Source organism: Rhodococcus sp. 06-156-4 (assembly GCF_002259345.1).
GTDB lineage: Bacteria > Actinomycetota > Actinomycetes > Mycobacteriales > Mycobacteriaceae > Rhodococcoides > Rhodococcoides fascians_E.
In genome coordinates this window covers 54,071-72,000 of the sequence record NZ_NPGB01000018.1, presented here as the reverse complement: position 1 = coordinate 72,000, position 17,930 = coordinate 54,071, and the positions used below count along the sequence as shown (strand labels likewise).

General features: G+C 64.2%; 20 protein-coding genes. 6 read left to right on the top strand and 14 right to left on the bottom strand.

Annotated features, from left to right (window positions below; genetic code table 11):
• Positions 1-118 precede the first annotated feature (118 nt).
• Positions 119-673 carry an alpha/beta hydrolase family protein gene (locus CH290_RS11225; protein ID WP_230620922.1) on the top strand — a complete coding sequence of 185 codons (555 nt, stop codon included), beginning with the start codon at positions 119-121 and terminating at the stop codon, positions 671-673.
• 338 nt (positions 674-1,011) lie between these two features.
• Positions 1,012-1,776, top strand: a complete 765-nt coding sequence (locus tag CH290_RS11220; RefSeq protein ID WP_230594365.1) for a YqjF family protein — start codon at positions 1,012-1,014, stop codon at positions 1,774-1,776.
• Here the strand turns inward: CH290_RS11220 and CH290_RS11215 are convergent.
• The 3 genes from CH290_RS11215 to CH290_RS11205 form a co-directional block, all read right to left on the bottom strand.
• Positions 1,758-2,306 (bottom strand): dihydrofolate reductase family protein, encoded by a 549-nt coding sequence (locus CH290_RS11215; protein ID WP_033188836.1) that lies wholly within the window; start codon positions 2,304-2,306, stop codon positions 1,758-1,760. The two genes, CH290_RS11220 and CH290_RS11215, sit on opposite strands and share 19 nt — an antisense overlap.
• 77 nt (positions 2,307-2,383) lie before the next feature.
• Positions 2,384-3,028, bottom strand: coding sequence for a response regulator transcription factor (locus tag CH290_RS11210; protein ID WP_019667643.1), 645 nt, complete (start codon positions 3,026-3,028; stop codon positions 2,384-2,386).
• The gene (locus CH290_RS11205; protein ID WP_033188835.1) at positions 3,019-4,230 is read right to left on the bottom strand and encodes a sensor histidine kinase; all 1,212 of its coding nucleotides are present in this window, start codon (positions 4,228-4,230) and stop codon (positions 3,019-3,021) included. Before CH290_RS11205 ends, CH290_RS11210 begins: the two co-directional genes overlap by 10 nt.
• 179 nt (positions 4,231-4,409) lie before the next feature.
• On the opposite strand from CH290_RS11205, the gene CH290_RS11200 reads away from it, so the two are divergent.
• Both CH290_RS11200 and helR read left to right on the top strand, forming a co-directional pair.
• Positions 4,410-5,060, top strand: coding sequence for a DedA family protein (locus tag CH290_RS11200; RefSeq protein ID WP_033188834.1), 651 nt, complete (start codon positions 4,410-4,412; stop codon positions 5,058-5,060).
• A gap of 314 nt (positions 5,061-5,374) precedes the next feature.
• The gene (gene helR / locus CH290_RS11195; protein WP_033188833.1) at positions 5,375-7,570 is read left to right on the top strand and encodes an RNA polymerase recycling motor ATPase HelR; all 2,196 of its coding nucleotides are present in this window, start codon (positions 5,375-5,377) and stop codon (positions 7,568-7,570) included.
• Between the two features lie 72 nt (positions 7,571-7,642).
• Here the strand turns inward: helR and CH290_RS11190 are convergent, their stop codons facing one another.
• Complete coding sequence (locus CH290_RS11190) at positions 7,643-7,999, bottom strand: VOC family protein (RefSeq protein ID WP_033188832.1); 357 nt, start codon at positions 7,997-7,999, stop codon at positions 7,643-7,645.
• A 49-nt stretch (positions 8,000-8,048) separates the two neighbouring features.
• Here CH290_RS11190 and CH290_RS11185 point away from each other — a divergent pair, with 49 nt between their 5' ends.
• Complete coding sequence (locus CH290_RS11185; protein ID WP_019667638.1) at positions 8,049-8,318, top strand: putative quinol monooxygenase; 270 nt, start codon at positions 8,049-8,051, stop codon at positions 8,316-8,318.
• Between the two features lie 94 nt (positions 8,319-8,412).
• Here the strand turns inward: CH290_RS11185 and CH290_RS11180 are convergent, their stop codons facing one another.
• Entirely contained in the window at positions 8,413-8,625 is a 213-nt protein-coding gene (locus CH290_RS11180) for a hypothetical protein (protein ID WP_230620921.1), read from the bottom strand.
• 115 nt (positions 8,626-8,740) lie between these two features.
• Here CH290_RS11180 and CH290_RS11175 point away from each other — a divergent pair, with 115 nt between their 5' ends.
• Positions 8,741-9,535, top strand: a complete 795-nt coding sequence (locus CH290_RS11175; protein ID WP_033188830.1) for a HugZ family pyridoxamine 5'-phosphate oxidase — start codon at positions 8,741-8,743, stop codon at positions 9,533-9,535.
• 35 nt (positions 9,536-9,570) lie between these two features.
• Here the strand turns inward: CH290_RS11175 and CH290_RS11170 are convergent, their stop codons facing one another.
• The 9 genes from CH290_RS11170 to CH290_RS11130 all read right to left on the bottom strand — a co-directional run bounded on the left by CH290_RS11170 (position 9,571) and on the right by CH290_RS11130 (position 17,847).
• Positions 9,571-10,227, bottom strand: coding sequence for a nitroreductase family protein (locus tag CH290_RS11170; RefSeq protein WP_033188829.1), 657 nt, complete (start codon positions 10,225-10,227; stop codon positions 9,571-9,573).
• Positions 10,228-10,253: 26 nt separating this feature from the next.
• Complete coding sequence (locus CH290_RS11165) at positions 10,254-10,664, bottom strand: MmcQ/YjbR family DNA-binding protein (RefSeq protein WP_033188864.1); 411 nt, start codon at positions 10,662-10,664, stop codon at positions 10,254-10,256.
• Between the two features lie 184 nt (positions 10,665-10,848).
• A complete protein-coding gene (locus tag CH290_RS11160; RefSeq protein ID WP_037181875.1) occupies positions 10,849-11,661 on the bottom strand; it encodes an ATP-binding cassette domain-containing protein in 813 nt (270 codons plus the stop codon).
• A 6-nt stretch (positions 11,662-11,667) separates the two neighbouring features.
• Positions 11,668-12,726, bottom strand: a complete 1,059-nt coding sequence (locus tag CH290_RS11155; protein WP_019667632.1) for an ABC transporter permease — start codon at positions 12,724-12,726, stop codon at positions 11,668-11,670.
• A 63-nt stretch (positions 12,727-12,789) separates the two neighbouring features.
• Positions 12,790-13,824 (bottom strand): substrate-binding domain-containing protein, encoded by a 1,035-nt coding sequence (locus CH290_RS11150; protein WP_441347084.1) that lies wholly within the window; start codon positions 13,822-13,824, stop codon positions 12,790-12,792.
• Between the two features lie 162 nt (positions 13,825-13,986).
• Entirely contained in the window at positions 13,987-15,312 is a 1,326-nt protein-coding gene (locus CH290_RS11145; RefSeq protein WP_033188827.1) for a hypothetical protein, read from the bottom strand.
• Positions 15,309-15,722 carry a hypothetical protein gene (locus CH290_RS11140; protein WP_033188826.1) on the bottom strand — a complete coding sequence of 138 codons (414 nt, stop codon included), beginning with the start codon at positions 15,720-15,722 and terminating at the stop codon, positions 15,309-15,311. Before CH290_RS11140 ends, CH290_RS11145 begins: the two co-directional genes overlap by 4 nt.
• Positions 15,719-15,952 (bottom strand): hypothetical protein, encoded by a 234-nt coding sequence (locus tag CH290_RS11135; RefSeq protein ID WP_033188825.1) that lies wholly within the window; start codon positions 15,950-15,952, stop codon positions 15,719-15,721. The genes CH290_RS11140 and CH290_RS11135 overlap by 4 nt, the downstream gene beginning before the upstream one ends.
• Positions 15,949-17,847 carry a hypothetical protein gene (locus CH290_RS11130; protein WP_019667627.1) on the bottom strand — a complete coding sequence of 633 codons (1,899 nt, stop codon included), beginning with the start codon at positions 17,845-17,847 and terminating at the stop codon, positions 15,949-15,951. Before CH290_RS11130 ends, CH290_RS11135 begins: the two co-directional genes overlap by 4 nt.
• Between the last annotated feature and the right edge of the window lie 83 nt (positions 17,848-17,930).

Here is a 17,930-nt window from a genome sequence, read left to right as displayed (position 1 = left end):
CGTCTATCGGTCGGCTGAGTCACCCGAACCAGCGCGTGTGAAACAACCGATTGTTGTCTTCGTACACGGCGGGCCACGCCCTCCCGGCGTTCACGACTGGCGGCCACGGGACCACCCCATGTATGTGGGCTACGGATCGATCGTCGCCGAGCGAGGTGCCATCGGCGTCACCGTTCAACATCAGATGGACACCCTGGCGCACTGCAGATCAGCTGCGGAGGAAGTCGCGGCTGGCGTCGAACTCACCCGGACGCTACCCGGAGTGGACCGCGACCGGGTCGCCCTCTGGTTTTTCTCCGGAGGCGGACTGCTCACTACCGATTGGCTGAGGGACCCGCCATCGTGGCTGACGTGCATCGCGCTCACCTACCCGGTGCTGGACACCGTCCCGGAATGGGGCGTCGATCCGCACGTCGACTCTGTCGGTGCGATCCGAAGCGTCGGCCGGCTCCCGATCTTGCTCACCAAGGTGGGGCGAGAGCGACCGGAATTCATCGCCGGCGTCGACGCTTTCATCACGGCCGCATCGGAAGCCGAAGCGGAACTCGACATCATCGACGTACCCGAGGGCACTCACGGATTCGACATGTTCGACGATTCGCCGGAATCACGCGATGCAGTGACCACCGCCATCGAATGGGTGCTGACCACAACGACACGCGACCTGCCGTGACGGACGATGCGGCGCCCCTCCGCCTCGTTGGCGGTGCAGGCGTGTCGTGAAATTTCCGCCGCACGCGATTCAACGCTTCAGCTAGTGCGCCGCAGGCTCGACGAATGCGGAAACTACTCCCCCCTACGCCAACCTGCTCGGAAACATCCACAAGGACGGTGCGCGCATCTATTCCCATCCGCCGACTACACCACGGTGGAGGCGACCGGCAGAGCACCGATCGACCCACAGGTTCGTGGACGACGCAAACGAGCGAATCCGAATCGGCTGGAGCGGCGAACCGAGGCGCCGAGGAAGTTTTCGGTTGAGCGCGGATGTGCACGCCTACTGTTGATCAAATGAATCCCGACGATGGACGACGACTGTGGCCGAGGCCCCCGCTGTTACCACGCCCGATTCTCATGGACCAGCGCTGGGAACGCCTGGTGTTCCTGCACTGGCGCGTTCCGAGTCGGCGTGTTGCACCGCTCTTGCCTGCAGGCACTGTCCCTGACGAGTTCGACGGCACGTCGTGGGTCGGACTGATCGGGTTTCGGATGGTGGGAGCCGGGCTCGGATACGGTCGTCCTGTCCCCTATTTCGGTACGTTTCCCGAGATCAACGTTCGGCTGTACTCGGTGGACGCGAACGGCAGGCGCGGGGTGGTGTTCCGATCGCTGGAAGCCAGCCGTCTCGCGGTGGTTGCCGGGACCAACCTCGTCGGTGTTCCGTATCGCTGGGCGTCGATCACCATCGAGGACGACGAGACGTCGATTGCCTACCGAAGCAATCGTCTCGCGCCGCCGCAGCGCGGAAGCACAACGAGTTTCGGGGTGCATCGTGGCTCCTGCGACATGTCCGACGACCCACTTGCTCAATTCCTCACCGCGCGTTGGGGTCTGCACACTTCCTTGGCAGGACGGCTTCTGTACTTGCCGAATGTCCATCGCCGCTGGCAGCTGTACGACGCCGCCGTCACCCACTGCGACGACCAACTCCTCGGTGCAGCGGGACTTCCGAACGTATCCGACAGTCCACCGGACTCGGTGTTGTACGCACCAGGTGTCTCCACGCAGTTCGGCAGACCGTACACCGTACCTCTACGTCACGACGGGGACGCATAACGCATCAACGATGCGCCGGATGGAAACGCCCGGCACTCCAGCAGGCGTACCCCGAGCGATGGTGCACCGTCGAACAACCGTTCGCCGTGACCGCGAACATACGGATACACGAACAATCGGTACTCGTCGACGAGATTCGCCGCAATCAGACTGCGACACAACGTGATGCTTCCGGTGCACACGATGTCGGAACCGGTCGTCTTCTTGATCCGTGTCACCTCGTCGACCAGCGGACCCGATAATACGGTCGAGTTCGCCCACCCGGGTTCCTGCAGTGTCGTGGACACGACGTACTTGGCGACTTGGTTCAGATGATCGGTCACGCCAGTTGTGTCGTCGGTCTTCGGTCCCCAGTAGTCACGCATACCTTCGAAGGTCACTCGGCCTACCAGGAAGCCGTCGGAGGCGTCGCGCTGAGCCGCCAATGCCGCGTCGAGCTCCGGGTCGTTCCCGGCTTGGGTGAACCAATCGTCGGTTGCTTCGATGACGCCGTCGATGGTGATGTTCTGTGTGATGACCAGCTTGCGCACACTTCATGGATACCACTCGGTCGGCAGACTGGGAAGCGCATGTCTCGGTGAACCATCGAACGCCCCGATACCGATCGTCAGCTACGAAGGTAGGTCACGACGGCCATGACGCGACGGCTGAGGCCGGCGGAGTTCGACAGTCCAAGTTTCTCGAAGATCGAGTTGATGTGCTTCTCGGCCGAACTGACGGAGATGAACAGATCGGCAGAGATCCGCGCATTGGTGAAGCCCCGAGCCATCAGTTCGAGCACGTCGCGTTCGCGCGGAGTGAGTCGGTCCACGGGGTTCGATTTGCTCGTGCGCGACAACAGTTGTCGCACGACCTCGGGGTCGAACACGGTTCCGCCGTCGGCAACTCTGTTCAGGGCGTCCAGGAATTCGTCTATCTCGACCACGCGGTCCTTGAGCAAATACCCGACCTTCCCGTCGGAACCACTGATCAACTCCCCCGCGTATCGAGTCTCCACATGCTGGGACAGCACGAGAACCGCGACATCGGGCCATCGTGTGCGGATGGTCAGTGCAGCCCGCAGACCCTCGTCGGTGTGATCCGGGGGCATGCGCACATCGGTGACGACGATGTCCGGGCGATTCTCCTCGACGGCATCCAGGAGTGCGTCCGCATCGCCAACGGACGCGATCACATCGTGGCCTTCGTCGGCGAGCATGCGCACCAGTCCCTCGCGCAGCAAGGCCGAATCTTCGGCGACCATCACCCGCATGGAACGCTCGCGGTCACGACGGTCGGTCCGCCACAGGGGCTGTCCACGGTCAAGGTGCCGTCCAACGCCGCGACGCGCCGAGCCAACCCGGACAGACCGGTGCCCGAAGGATTCGCTCCTCCGGCACCGTCGTCGGTGACGACGACACGTATGCGTTCGACTTTCTGGCGGGTGACAGTCACGATCACCACCTGAGCGGATGCGTGCTTGGCTGCATTGGTCACCGCTTCCGCGACCACGAAGTACAGTGCCGTTTCCACCGCGGGCCGCACCCTCTCCTTCAGTTCGTACGTGATTCGGACAGGAACAGTGGCTCGCTCGGCCATCGTTTCCAGCGCCTGGCGCAAGCCGGAGTGATCGAGGGCAATCGGGTACACCCGATTGGCGACTTCGCGCAGTTCCCCGATCGCTTCCTGCGCCGTCGCTCGCGCGCGATCGAGTAGCTCGCCGGGTTCGTCGGCGCGTCGTGCCTGGCCGATGAGCATCCCGAGTGCGACCAGTTGCTGTTGCACACCGTCGTGCAGGTCCCTCTCGATTCGGCGCCGTTCGTCGTCGATGGCATCGACCACATGGTTCCGACTGCTCGTCAGTTCTGCGACGCGGTGGCGCAGCAACCTGTCGGACTGCGGTCCCAGAACTCGAGCGCCGAACCATCGATCCAGCGACCCCACCCCTACCACCCCGACGGCGGCTACGAACATCAACAAGATTCCAGGCAGCGCCGCACTTGCCACGAGTAGCGCGTCGACTCGGTCCGAACTCTCGATCAAGCCCCAACTGCCGTTCAGAAGCCATGCAGACAGCATCGACCCGGCCACGGCGAGACACAGCACTAGCAGTAGAACCACGCCCAGTCCGAGTAGCCCTACAGCCCAGCGCATTCCAAGATATGTCCTGCATCGTCGTGGAGTGAGTACGTCTGTCCGTAACCGACCGTGGAAGCGGATGATCCTCCGAACCTCGAGCGCAGTCAACGTCAGCGCACCCTCCGCAACGGCGGCACGAACAGGCTCCCCACGCTTTCCGAGCACGTGCCCTGAGACGAGGGCAACCGACGCCACCGCGATGAAGAGCAAGCCCGCAACCGACGTGAGACCACCGAGCAGTACTCCCGCCAGAGCCAGCAGCCATCGCCCGATAAGCGAGCTGCCGGCGATACGATCCGACTGCTCGGGTGGGTACTCGACGTGGTTCCCCGGCACGCATGCAGAGTAACCGAGCACATCGGGTCTCGACACTGCGGAAAACCGCACTATGTGCACGGGGGCGTACCACCGCGACGATCGACGGCTGTCCTCGATGTCCTACGGGCCCGGCGCTCCTAACGTTCTCGGTGTCCTTCCTGGAGGAGCCACGTCATCTACGAACGAGGAGAAATGTCATGTCCCACATGTTGATTGCAGCCGCCAGCGAGGCGGAACCTCCAAGCGGGCTCGCCGGTTGGGCGGTGGACGTGATGGATGCCCTCGGTGGCCCCGGCGCAGCCCTCGTCGTCGGAGCGGACAACCTGTTCCCGCCGATCCCGAGTGAACTGGTCCTGCCTCTCGCCGGTTTCTCCGCCAGCAACGGAGTGTTCTCCTTCGGTGCCGCGCTCTTCTGGACGACGCTCGGGTCGGTTCTGGGCGCGATCGTCGTCTACGGCGTCGGCGCGATCGTCGGGCGGGAACGTACTCGCGCGCTGGTGGTGCGAATGCCGCTGATTCAAGCCCGTGACTTCGATCGATCGGAGGCTTGGTTCGCGAAGCACGGCTCCAAGACAGTCCTGCTCGGACGAATGATCCCGCTGTTTCGCAGTTTCATCTCGCTGCCGGCCGGGATCGAGCGGATGGGGCCGCTGAAATTCGTTCTGCTCACCACGGTCGGCAGTCTGATATGGAACACCGTCTTCGTCACCGCCGGCTATCGACTCGGCGAGAACTGGCATCTCGTGGAGGGGTACGCCGGGATTCTGCAGAAGGTCGTCGTCGTGTCGGCGTCGGTTGCCGTAGTGATCCTTGTGATCTTGCGGCTGCGCACCGCCGAGAAGGCCTGAGCCGACCCTCGTCGCGGAGTCCGGGCGGAGGGACGCCTCCCCCACCCTCGACAGGGTTCGAGGCACAATTTCTCGGCGTCGACCACTGTAATCAGTGTATTTTCAGGGCAATCCGGTTGCAGTTCCGAATTGCAGAGTGCCCAGCACGGCGAGTGGGGCGCCGGTGGCAATTGGGGATTCTGAAGCGGAATCGAGACGACGTGTCTCTTCCACTATTAATCTATAGCGCACCCATGGGCTTGTGGCAAGACCCCGGTAGTGCCGCAGAATAGCGCACCGAACCTGACACTCACCGGAACGAAAGGCGTGCGCGCATGCCACCCTCGACCAGCGACCACACGTCGACCTCGGCCTTCGACCTGACCGGAAACCGGGCTCGAAAGGCCGCAGCCGAATTGATTCACGAGGACGAAAAGCACTTCGCCGCAATTCGATCCAGCCTGGCGTCGTCGATCGCCGACGCCACGGCTCGACTCGACGCCACGCGGCGGTCCACCGGGCGAATGGGTCAGGAAGCGATGGAACGAGACTTCGAAGTTCACCGTTTGACCCAACGCCTTCGCTCTCTACGACGGTTCGGCCTCGACGTGTGCCTCGGACACATGCAGCCCGCCGACGGTTCCGATCCGATCTACGTCGGACGCGTCGGCTTGCTCGACGACGCAGGCGAGCAACTGGTGCTCGACTGGCGCTCCCCCGCTGCCGAACCGTTCTTCGGTGCCACTCATCGAAACCCTATGGGCTTGGTCGGACGTCGCCGATACCGATGGGCGAACGGCCGCGTCGCCGACTACTGGGACGAGGTGTTCACCGACCGCGCGGGCGAAGGCGCCGAATCTGCGGCACTCGACGACCAATCTGCGTTCATCGCGAGCCTCGGAGCCACACGGTCTCCGAGGATGCGTGACGTTCTCGGCACCATTCAGGCCGACCAGGACGCGATCATCAGAGCAGGATCCGACGGTGCGCTCGTGGTCGACGGCGGTCCCGGTACCGGCAAAACCGTTGTGGCGCTGCATCGCACCGCCTACCTGCTGTACTCGGATCCGCGGCTGGGCCACAATCGGGGCGGGGTGCTCTTCGTCGGACCGCACAAGCCGTACCTGAACTACGTTTCCGATGTTCTTCCCAGCCTCGGTGAGGAGGGCGTGCTCACGTGCACGCTGCCCGACCTCGTGGCCGAAGGCGACACCGCCGAAACCGAGGACGACCAGGCCGTCGCCGCGCTCAAATCATCGGTGGACATGGTCGGGGCCGTCGAACGAGCTGTTCGGTTCTACGAACAGCCCCCCACGAAGCCGATGACGGTGGAGACGGAGTGGGCGGATCTTCACCTCTCGGCTGCCGATTGGAAAGAAGCGTTCGACGCCGCCGATTCGACGACGCCGCACAACGACGCTCGGGAGCTCGTGTGGGACGTCCTGGTGAGCATCCTCGTCGACAAGTACGTCGGTGAGGCCCCGGAGTCCGAGGTCCGTGCGTCGCTTCAGGCCAACGACGAACTGCGTGCAGCTCTGGACAATTCGTGGACGTCGGTCGAGGCGGCCGACCTGGTGGCCGACCTGTGGTCCGTACCCGCATACCTGCGTCTGTGCGCGCCGTGGCTGACCTCGGCCGAAGTCGCGCTTCTGCAGCGAAGCGACCCTTCTCGATGGACCACGGCGGATCTTCCTATCCTGGATGCGGCCCGTCGCCGCCTCGGCGACCCCGAATCAGGGCGAATCCTGCGCCGACGCGCGGCCGCGGCAGCCGCCGAGAGACGGCGGATGGACCGGGTCGTCGAGGAACTCCTGCAGCTCGACGACGAGGACGGCCTGTACGCCCAACTCCGGCAGGACGGAATTCGCGACGCCTTGGTCGACGATTCCGTGCTTCCGCACACCGAACCGGACCGAATGGCCGGGCCGTTCGCGCACATCGTCGTCGACGAGGCACAGGAATTGACCGACGCGGAATGGCAGATGCTGGTGCAGCGCTGCCCGTCCGGAAGCTTCACCATCGTCGGCGACCGGGCGCAGGCGCGCCACGGATTCACCGAGACGTGGATGGACCGACTCGAACGAGTGGGCATCGGACGCGTCACCGACACCGACACGAAAGGCGTGACCATCCAGGAACTGACCATCAACTACCGCACCCCGGAGGAGGTGATGGCCGTCGCCGAACCCGAGATTCGACGAGTGCTCCCCGACGCGAACGTACCCACATCCATTCGGGCCGGCGGTGTCCCGGTGACGTACGGGGCCCCGTCGGAACTCGCGTCGATCACCGAGCGTTGGCTCGCCGACAACCCGGACGGCATCGGATGCGTCATCGGAGCCGCGACGTTCCGTGAGACCGATCGCATCCGGTCGTTGACCCCGTCGTTGTCCAAAGGGCTCGAGTTCGATCTGGTGGTTCTCGTCGAACCGGCCGCGTTCGGCAGCGGCATCGAGGGCGCAGTCGATCGGTACGTCGCGATGACCAGAGCGACCCGCACGTTGGCGGTACTGGAGTCCGTACAGCAGTGAAGCCCAGTCGCCGTGAAGCTCAGTCGCCGTGAAGCCCTGATCGCCGTGGAGCCCTCATCGCCGGGTGAAGGCCTAGTCGCCGTGGTGACGGACGATGTTCACGACGTTTCCGTCCGGCGCGCGGACGAGAAACCTCCGCACGCCCCAGGGTTCGTCCGTCACCGGACGCACGATCTCGTACCCGGCGCCGACGGCTTCGTCGTACGCGGCGTCGACATCGTCGGTCATCACCGACATCACGGAGTCGACGGGTGAGGTTCGGTCACGGGTGACGAGCTGGACGCTGGTGTCGCCGTCGGGTGCGGTGAACCGTGCCACCCATCCAAGATTGAATTCCTGGGTCTCCAGGCCCAGGAACTGCTCGTAGAAGCCTTTCGCTGCATCGATGTCGGGGACGGTGAGGTTGGTGACGATCTTTCGTGCCCGCACGGCTGCTCCTCGGCGATGAGTTTCCGGCTACCGCGATGTCGGTACCCACATGATCATCGTTGCAGGGCACCTCACCGTGGAACCGAACTCCAGAGATTCCTACCTGTCCGATTGTGTGGAGGTAGTGCGGCTGGCCAGGGAATCGGAAGGGTGCTTGGACTTCTCCATCGCTGCCGACCTGCTCGACAGCGGGCGCATCGACATCTACGAGAGGTGGGACGACGTCGAGCATCTTCACGCGTTTCGTGGCTCCGGTCCCGATGCCGGTCAGCAGGCCGCCATTCTCTCCGCCGACGTACGTGAGTTCGAGTGCCGGTGACTTCGGGAGTGCGGGACTTCGGGACTTCGGGACTTCGGGACTTCGTGACTTCGTGACAGTACAGAATCGACGAACGATCCGGGGCGCCCCCCGACTACTCGTCGGTGCTGGCCTTGCGCCTCAGCTTGAGCCGAACCAGTTTGATCGTCACGGCCAGCGCCACCAGAAGCCACCCCACACCCAGCACGCACAAACCGACCGTCGTCGCCGACGCTGCCTTACTGTCGTCGGCGTAGACATACCCCACGCCGGCCCAGATTGCAGCGACCACCACGAACAACCCCATCGCCGCCATTACCGCTCGCACCGTCCGGTTGGTGCGCAACACCCTCATCACGGCCTTGACATGCCCAGACGGGTCGGTCTCCAAACGGCGTCACACAGTTGCCCGTGCCACACGGCGACTCCGTAGACTGCCCGGCATGGCACTCGATCATGGCGACCCAGGTGATGCACCGTCGACTCCTCCCCCGCTCGTCGATGTCGAGGACGTCCGCCGACCGACGCCTGCAGAGGAAGCTCGCACCGTCGCCGCGTCGACCAACATCGCGACGCTCGCCACCCTGACCGCCGACGGTGATCCGTGGGCGTCGTACGTCACCTACGGACTTCTGGGTGGCTCGCCCGTGTTGTGTGTCTCTCGGATGGCCGAACACGGACGCAACCTGCACGGTGATCGACGCGCAAGTGTTTCGATCGTCGCCCCGGAAACCGCGAGTGATCCTCTGGCGATCTCCCGGGTGACGCTTGCCGGCCGGGTGGACGCTCCCACCGGACCCGAACTCGACGCCGCTCGAGCCGCACACCTCGATGCTGTGCCCGCGGCGAAGTACTACATCGATTACAGCGATTTCTCGCTGTGGGTGCTCCGAGTCGAACGAGCCCGCTGGGTCGGAGGTTACGGGCGAATGGACTCGGCCACAGCCGCCGACTACGAGACCGCCACTGCCGATCCGGTGTCACCCGGAGCGGCGTACGCGATCTCGCATCTCAACGAGGATCATGCCGATTCGCTACTGGCGATGGCGCAGAACCTCGGCGGTTATCCCGATGCAACCGTCGCCACATGCACGACGGCCGATCGGTACGGCCTCGATCTCAGCGTCACCACACCTCGTGGACATGCCACGACCAGAGTCGGCTACGCGTCACCGATAACCAAGATCGACGACCTCCGCGCAGCTACTGTCGAACTCGCGCGTAGGGCTCGCAGCTGAAGTACCCTGCACCACTGGCCCGCCGACGACCGCGCCTACCACCTGTCCATGTGCAGAACCGAATCGATCGGTTCACGCGGAGCGGGCTTGAACGTCTCACCGGTGAAGTACGCAGTGGGGATCAGCGCGGCCTGATGGAAGCCCTGCGGGATACCCAGCAATTCTGCGACCTCGTCTTCCCGGGACAGGTGCAGCGTCGTCCACGCCGTGCCGAGTCCTCGCGCTCGGGCGGCCAGCGCGTAGCTCCACGCGGCGGGCAGCAGTGATCCCCACAGGCCGGCTTGATTGCCGGCCGGGAGCCGGGCGGCCCCGCGGATACACGGGATGAGCAGAACCGGCACCTCCCCCATGTGGTCACCCAGCCAGGCCACGCTGTCACCGACTCGCTTCTGCACCGGTGCTCGCTGGGGGTCGTCGGCGAACAGTTTCGCCGCCGACGCCCGCGACGCCAGGTATTTCTCGGTCTCCTGGCGGTAGATCTCCCCCAGTTGCGTACGCAGCGAGGGGTCGGTGACGACCATCCACTGCCAGCCCTGCCGATTGGAACCCGACGGTGCCTGCAACGCGATCTCCAGACATTCGCGAATCAGATTCGGGTCGACGTCACGGGTGAGGTCCAGTCTTTTGCGCACGGTGCGGGTCGTGGTCAGCAGTTCGTCCGGGGTCAGGTCGAGTACAGGGAACGCTGTCATGTCTTCGAGTGTGTCACCGGCACGACTCAGGTGCCCGGACGATCCACGGACTCCGCCAACTTCCTGGGAGCGAGCAGGCAGTAGCTGTCGGTGAGCAGCTCGGACAGTTCGTCCTCGTCGGCGTCGTCGACCAGCATTCCCACCGTGTCCTGCCCCCACGGCGTCGCGAAGAACGGCGGCCCGGACCGCAGCAGCACGTCCAGTTCGGGCGCCTCGGATCGGAACGTCAACACCGTGGCGGGTTCCGCGAGTCCCGCAGCGTCGGCGTAGGACGCCGGCCTGCCCGGTTCGACCACCAACACGTGCGCGAACGTCCTGGTGCGTACCCGCCAGCGCACCCCGGTCCACGCGCGCTCCTCGACGGTCTCGGGCAATCTCGAGCACACCGCTCTGATGACCTTCAGGATGCTCTCCGGCACATCGGGATAGTCGCTCATGCTCGCCTCACCGCAGGTGTTCGTCGGGCCTCGTGCCAGAGAACCTATCGCGCGACACCGACGCGCACACGGCGGTTGCGTGTACGTATTGCGGACGAGAAATGGGTCGGCCCGCTTGTCTCCGGTGGGAGACAAGCGGGCCGACCCGGTCGAACGCGGCCATGTCGCCGAATTGCGACGTGACTCAGCGCCTCAGCTCATGGGTGAGGGTTTCGAGTTCGTCGCCGCCCGCCATTTCCTTGGTGAGATCGTCGAGGCTGATCTCGTCGTAGGTGCAGTCGAGCTTCTGGCGACCACGGTTGAGGAGCACGAAGTGATCCCCCACCATGTACGCGTGATGCGGGTTGTGGGTGATGAACACGACGCCGAAGCCCTGCTCCTTCGCGGCGGAGATGTATCGCAGAACCATGCCGGACTGCTTGACACCCAACGCGGCGGTCGGCTCGTCGAGGATGAGCACGCGTGCGCCGAAGAAGATAGCTCGGGCGATCGCCACACACTGACGCTGGCCGCCGGACAGCGATCCGATGGGTGCATCCACGTCGGGCAGATCGATACCCATCTTGTGCAGCTCTTCGATGGTCGTCGCGCGCATCGCGGTGGCGTCGAGTGTCCGGAACGGGCCTTTGCGCAGTTCCTGGCCGAGGAAGAAGTTGCGCCAGACCGGCATCAGGGAGACCACCGCGAGGTCCTGGTAGACCGTCGCGATGCCCTTGCCCAGTGCGTCCTTCGGGGAACTGAACTTGGTGTCGACACCGTCGACGAGCAGTTCGCCTTCGGTCTGCTGGTGCAGGCCCGCCATGATCTTGATCAAGGTGGACTTGCCGGCGCCGTTGTCACCGAGAACACCGGTGACCTCGCCGGCGCCGACGCGCAGGTTGATGTCCTTGAGGGCGATGATGTTGCCGTAGGACTTACCGACGCCTTTGAGCTCGATGAGCGGTGTCTTGCCGCCCGAGGGGACGTTCTCGATCGGGGTTTGTGCGTGTGTGGTCATGACCGGTCACCTTTTTGCTGCGTAGTTGCGGAAGGAATTGTTCGCGATGACGGCGAACAGCAGCATCGCGCCGAGGAAGAACTTGAACCAGTCCGGGTTCCATCCGGCGTAGACGATGCCCTGGTTGGCCATGCCGAAGATGAATGCGCCGATCATCGCTCCGATGGTCGTACCGAAACCACCGGTCAACAGGCAGCCACCGATGACGGCGGCGATGATGTAGAGGAATTCGTTGCCCACGCCCTGACCGGACTGGACGGTGTTGAACGCGAACAGCAGGTGCATGCCGACGAACCAGGCGCAGAATCCGACGAACATGAACAGCCCGATCTTGACCTTCGTCACGGGAACACCGATGGCGCGAGCCGAGTCCTGGTTGCCGCCGACGGCGAAGATCCAGTTGCCGATGCGGGTCTTCATGAGCACGTAGGTGGAGATGGCGGTGAACAACAGCCACCAGACGACGGTGATGCGGATCGAGACATCTCCGATCTGGAAGGACGAGGCGAAGACCTTCTTCGCCGAGTCGAAGCCGGCCATGTCCGAGATCGACGGGGTGGCGACCTGCCCGGTGACGAGCTTGGTGACCGCGAGGTTGATACCGGTCAGCATCAGGAAGCTCGACAGGGTGATCAGGAACGAGGGAATCTTCGTCTTCATCACCAGATAGCCGTTGAGGAATCCGACCCCGAGAGCGAGTACGAGCGCCAGCAGCGATCCCAGCCAGACGTTCAGGTGCAGGTTGTAGGCGATCATCGAGGCCATGATCGAGGAGAACGTCACCGCGACACCGGTGGAGAGGTCGAACTCTCCGCCGATCATCAACAGCGACACTCCGATCGCCATGATGCCGATGGTCGACGAGGCGTAGAGGACGGTGGCGAGAGCTTCCGGGGATCGGAAGGGTGGAGCGACGATGCAGAAGAAGACGAAGATCACGATCGCGCCGAACAGCGCGCCGATCTCCGGACGAACCAGCAACCGCTGCAACGGCTTCTGCTTCTTCACCCGCTCATCGGTGACGACGGTGTGCTTGGACAGATCCAAATCGGCCTGTGTGCTCATGACAAATCCTTCCGTGCTGGTGGCGCCCGACGCGGCCGAGGGGTGGCCGCGTCGGGCGCGCGCCTAGCGAGTTCCGTTCTGGGCGTACTCGGCTATGGCGTCGATGTTGGACGAGTCGATGAACGCGGGACCGGTGAGAACCGGGGTGCCGCCTCCGATGGTGTTGCCGTTGTTCAGGTACAGCCACAACGAGTCGACTGCGAGGTAGCCCTGCAGATAAGGCTGCTGGTCGATGGCCCACTGGACGTCGCCGGCCTTGATGGCGTCGACGAGGGCAGCGTTGGTGTCGAACGTGACGACGGTGGCATCGCTGCCGGCGTTGGACTTCGACTGAACGGCGGTCAGTGCGATGGGGGCACCGAGCGCGACGATGTGGTCGATGGTCGGGTCCTGCTGCAGCTTGGCGGTGATTGTCGCCTCGACGGACGGCATGTCCTTGCTGTTGACGTTCAGGATCTCGGTGCTGCCACCGGAGAAGCCCTGCGTGACGCCTGCACAACGTGACTCGAGGGCGACCTGTCCCTGCTCCTGAATGATGCAGAGGACCTTCTTGGCGCCGTCGGCGGTGAGTCGCTCACCGGCCGTGCGTCCGGCGAGGGTCTCGTCCTGGCCGAAGTACTGCTGCACGCCCTGACCTTCCCACGCGTCGTAGCCGGAGTTGAAGGCGACGACGGGGATACCAGCGGCGGTGGCCGCTTCCACGGCGGGTGCCATGGCGTCGGGCTTGGCCAACGTGACGGCGATACCGTCGACATCGGAGTCGATGGCGCTCTGCACGAGGTTGGCCTGGTTGGGAGCTTCCGGGTCCGCGGAGTAGCGAAGCTCGATGTTGTCCTTTGCAGCTGCGGCTTCTGCGCCCTTGCGGATCAGGTCCCAGAACGTGTCGCCGGGAACTTCGTGCGTGATCATTGCGATGGTCGCGCGGGGTGTGTCGGCGGTACCTGCGTTGGAGCCTCCGCCGGAGCTCTCCGGAGCACCGCCGGTGCTGGAGCATCCCGCAGCCACGGTGGCGCACAGCGCCAACCCGAGGACGGCGCCGGTACGGAGCACGCGGAGTGAACCTGGTCGGCCAGTGCCGTGACTCGTCTGAAGTTTCATCAATTCTCTTTCTCGACGCCGTTCCGCCATGGAACGGGTGAACCAATCGATGTTGCGCTCAATATGTAATCCGGATCACACGCCAATGTCAAGCATTTGTCCTGACAATAGAAAGTTCGCTCATTTAACTCGTTGCTCGAGTAAGAAGAGACGGGTCGGAAATCAGCCCCCGAACAGCAGAAACAGGCCCCCGAAGGTGAAAAAGACCATCAGCACCATCAGAGCCAACTGACCACTCAATCGGTGGGCGCGCGGCAGAATTCGCAGGGATGCGTCGTGGGCGGCGGCGACTCCGAGGATGTGGCCGAGCAGAACACACAGAACCTTGATCGAGGACACGACGCCAGGGTGCTCGGACAACACGTAGGACACTTCCCACCCCTGCTGCCCGAGCAGATCCCATCCGTCACCGAGCGGATCGGTCAGTAGCAGAACGGTGCTCTGGCCCTTCTCGACGAAATAGGTCAGGTAGTGAGCCAGCACGTAGCCGAATGCGATCGGGATGAGCGAATGCGCCAACGCCCCCGGGAGCGCTCGACGTTCGGTTCGGGACACTCCGCCGGTGGCCTGGCAGCAGAGCCAGAACGCGACCCCCACGATCGACACCAGGGCGAGCAGACCGACAGTGCGGAACGCGACCGCCCCGCCGCTGGATCCCGATACGTCGTCGACGACATTGCGCCAGGCCGGTAGCTGCGACGCACTGTCGAATGCAGTCGATCCGAGGAGAACGGCCACGACCCCCACCGAACCCGGAAGCACCGGGAACGTCGGTAGACCGTCGAGCGGATTTCGCAGCACGAGCTGGCCTTCGGGTGATCTGGCGAGCGGGGCCAGGCGTGCAATCGTGTCGCTGTACTTCTCGAACGGATCGCCGTTGTCGAACCACGTGTCTCCGAACGTCATAGCCCCGGCGAGCATCAGAATTGCGTACGCCGAACACCACGTCCGAATGGCGTCCACGGAACCTGGATCGGAGTACGCGAGCTCGAGCCAGACGAATGCGAACAGCCCTACGACGGCAGGCCATGCACCCAACCGAGCGGGATACTCGATCAGTCCGGTATCAGTGGGGCGGCGTAGCGCTCTGCACACGACCGCGTGAATCGTCCGGACCGGCGACACAATGCGCCACACCGGGCCCAGGAACGCCGACGCGATCGGCAGGCCGACCCACAGGAGAACGTAGAACACCCCGGGGAGCGCGTTCGTCGCATCTTCCGGCCCTGCGTACGCAGCCCACCCTACGTAGACCGAGAAAGCGAGCGCCACGAGACGCAGCGTCCACCGAGTGGCGGGTACATCGACGAAACGCTGCGCCGCAGGAGGAACGGTTGCCCACCGCCTGCGCGGATCCAGTCGTGGTGTGCGCCAAGCGAAGATCAGAACGGCGAACGAAATCGACAACGCCCAAGCTCCGCCGATCAGGACGAACGTGACCGGCAGGGGCAGATCGGTGGAACCGCCCAACCCGTGGGCGAGGATCACGGCCTGACAGCGAGCGTCGCGACGGTGCGATCGGCGTGATGAAGCTCGATCGCCACCGAACCGGGCACGTCCACGGTGAACTCGAAGGTCTGATCGGCTTTCGCCTCCACCTCGAACGTGTGGTCCGGCACCGAATGTATGTGCAGCTCGTCCGTCGTGTCGCTGTTCACCCGCAGCGTGATGGGCTCACCTACGACTGCGTCCAGACGCTCGTTGGTGGGTGAGATGTCACCGCCCATGATGGTGACATCGATGACCGTGCCGGCAGGTTGCGGATCGGCCACCGAGGACTCCTCGGCGGCCGAGGACGTCGCCGCGGTGCTGCTGCCGGTGTCCGAAGCGGACGAGCATCCGACAGCGAGGAACAACATCGCAGCGCCCGTCACAGCGGCGCAGCGGACGTACTTCATTTCTTCTTCCCATCGTCGTGGCCTTTGGGCAGGCCGTCCGAGCTCCGGCCGGGCAAGTCGGCGGATTCGTTCTCGGCGTTCTCGTTTCTCTCCGCACGTCGGTCCTTCGCGACGATGTACAGAACGACTGCGACGATGATGAACGCCGGTATCAGAGCCGGCAGCGCCAGCACGACCGAGTGATCCGCGAGGTAGACGACGTCTTGCGAGCTCGAACGATGAACTGTCATGTGCGACTGGGTGTTCTGTGCTCACTCGAGGTGCGCAGCGAGTTCCGGGGAGTCACCGAGCTGATACGCACCGTTCCCCAGGAAAGAGCCCAGACCAACAGCAGTGTGCACACGAGAACGACGAGCGACGCCGCGGCGAACAACCACGTCGGATGGTCGAAGTTCCGTTCTCGCTGCAACAGCGTGATCTCCGAGACCAGGTCACGAGTGAACGACGCGTCGGCGGACACCTCCTCTGCTCCGATGCCCTCGTCGGCCGCCATGAACACCGGTGCCGCCGTCAGGGTGCGACCGTCGTGAATGCGGAGGACGGTCTTCCATGTGCCGTCGACCGGGACCGGCTTCGTGGACCGGAAGGTGCCGGGTCCGGTGGCCTCCAGTCGGTCGACCACCAAGCCGCGTAGCGTGTCTCCCCCGCCCTGCCACGCGAGAATCGAGACCCATTCGGGGTCGTCGCTGACGAGATCTATCGGATCGATCTCCACCTCGGCGGTCACCATGCGGAAACCGTCCACAGGTTCCGCGTCCGTCAACCGCACTGTCGCAGTGGCGTCCGTAGGCACCTCGAAGGCAAGGCCGTTGGCCACGGTGCCACCGAGGGCGAGAATCATCGCGAACACGACAGTTCGGCGAACGGCCGGTCCGGGCAGCCCGTCGCCGCTCAGCGCTTGCGCGAACAGACCCGCGGCGAGGCCGGTGGTGACACCGACCGGGACGGTCATCAGCAGGGTGTCGAGCCACATGCTCGATGTCCACGGAAACAGATGAACGGCGTCGACCCAGAGCGATTCGCCCCAGATTCCGACGGTTCCGACTCCCAGGCCGGCGACTGCACCGAACAGCAGACGGCGTTTCACCAGCGGGGTGAGCGCGATAACCTCGACGACGATCGCTGCACCCAGGTACAGAGCGAACACATTGTGAGGCTCCCCGAACACCGGTCCGACGAGCAGAGCGGTGATTTCCCGAACGACGGCGGCGAACGCCACAGCGAACACCGCGGCACCGGGCCCGACCATCAAGCGTGCGGCGATCAACGCGAAGGCACCCGCACCCGCGATGAGCATCGGCTGGAAGATCAGCTGGAACTGCTCGACGCCGAAGTCGTATTCGATCTGGAACACCGACAGACCGATCAGCAATCCGCCGAACGCGGAGCTGCGCAACAACCACGTCAGGACCGGACTCCGATGCCAGCGCGGATCGGGACCATCGGCGTCCGAGCCCATGGAGATTCGACCTTCGTGCTCGAGCAGAATCACACCGACGAGGGACAGTCCGGCGCCGCCGATCAACATCAGGTGAGTCGGTCCCCAGAGCGTCACGTCCTGACCGAAGATGCGGTGCCAGATGTCGTCGAGAGGAAATCCGATGAGGGCGTACAGGCCGGCCCCCATGATGAGCACTCCACCGGTCGGGACGTACCACGTGCGGGTCAACTTGATCGCGGCGCGGCCGGGCTTCTCGTCGAGAGGCAGGATCATCGCGAGCGCACCAGCGATGAACAGGAAGAACAACCCGACCAGGATGAAGTAGTGCGCCGGGTTGGCGAGCGGCCCCTCGTCGCGTCCGCGTCCGATGTGCAGGCTGACGTCCCAGATGAAGCCAAGGAACGCGGTCAGAATCGTCGATATGAACATCACCAACGGCAGAGCTGCCCACCCGGGGAGGTTGGTCTTCGCGCCGGCGTAGTCCGCAAGTCGGCCCAGCCAGGTGATGCGGCGAGTACGGTGCAGAAAGGCAAGGTAGAGCAGGCCGAGTGAAATCACTCCCGCCGCGGCGCTCATACCGAAGACCTGGTCGAGTGCGGCTCCCCCGCCCTGACCGCCGCTCCCCTGAGCGACGGTGACGACCGACGTGTTGAGGTTACTCTCGGTAACACTTATCTCGAACATGGTCAGAGTATGAACCCCAGGGAACCGAAAAACCAGGCTTTGGGCCAATCGCGTCGACTCCTTGTGTTCCGCCACAGAATCGG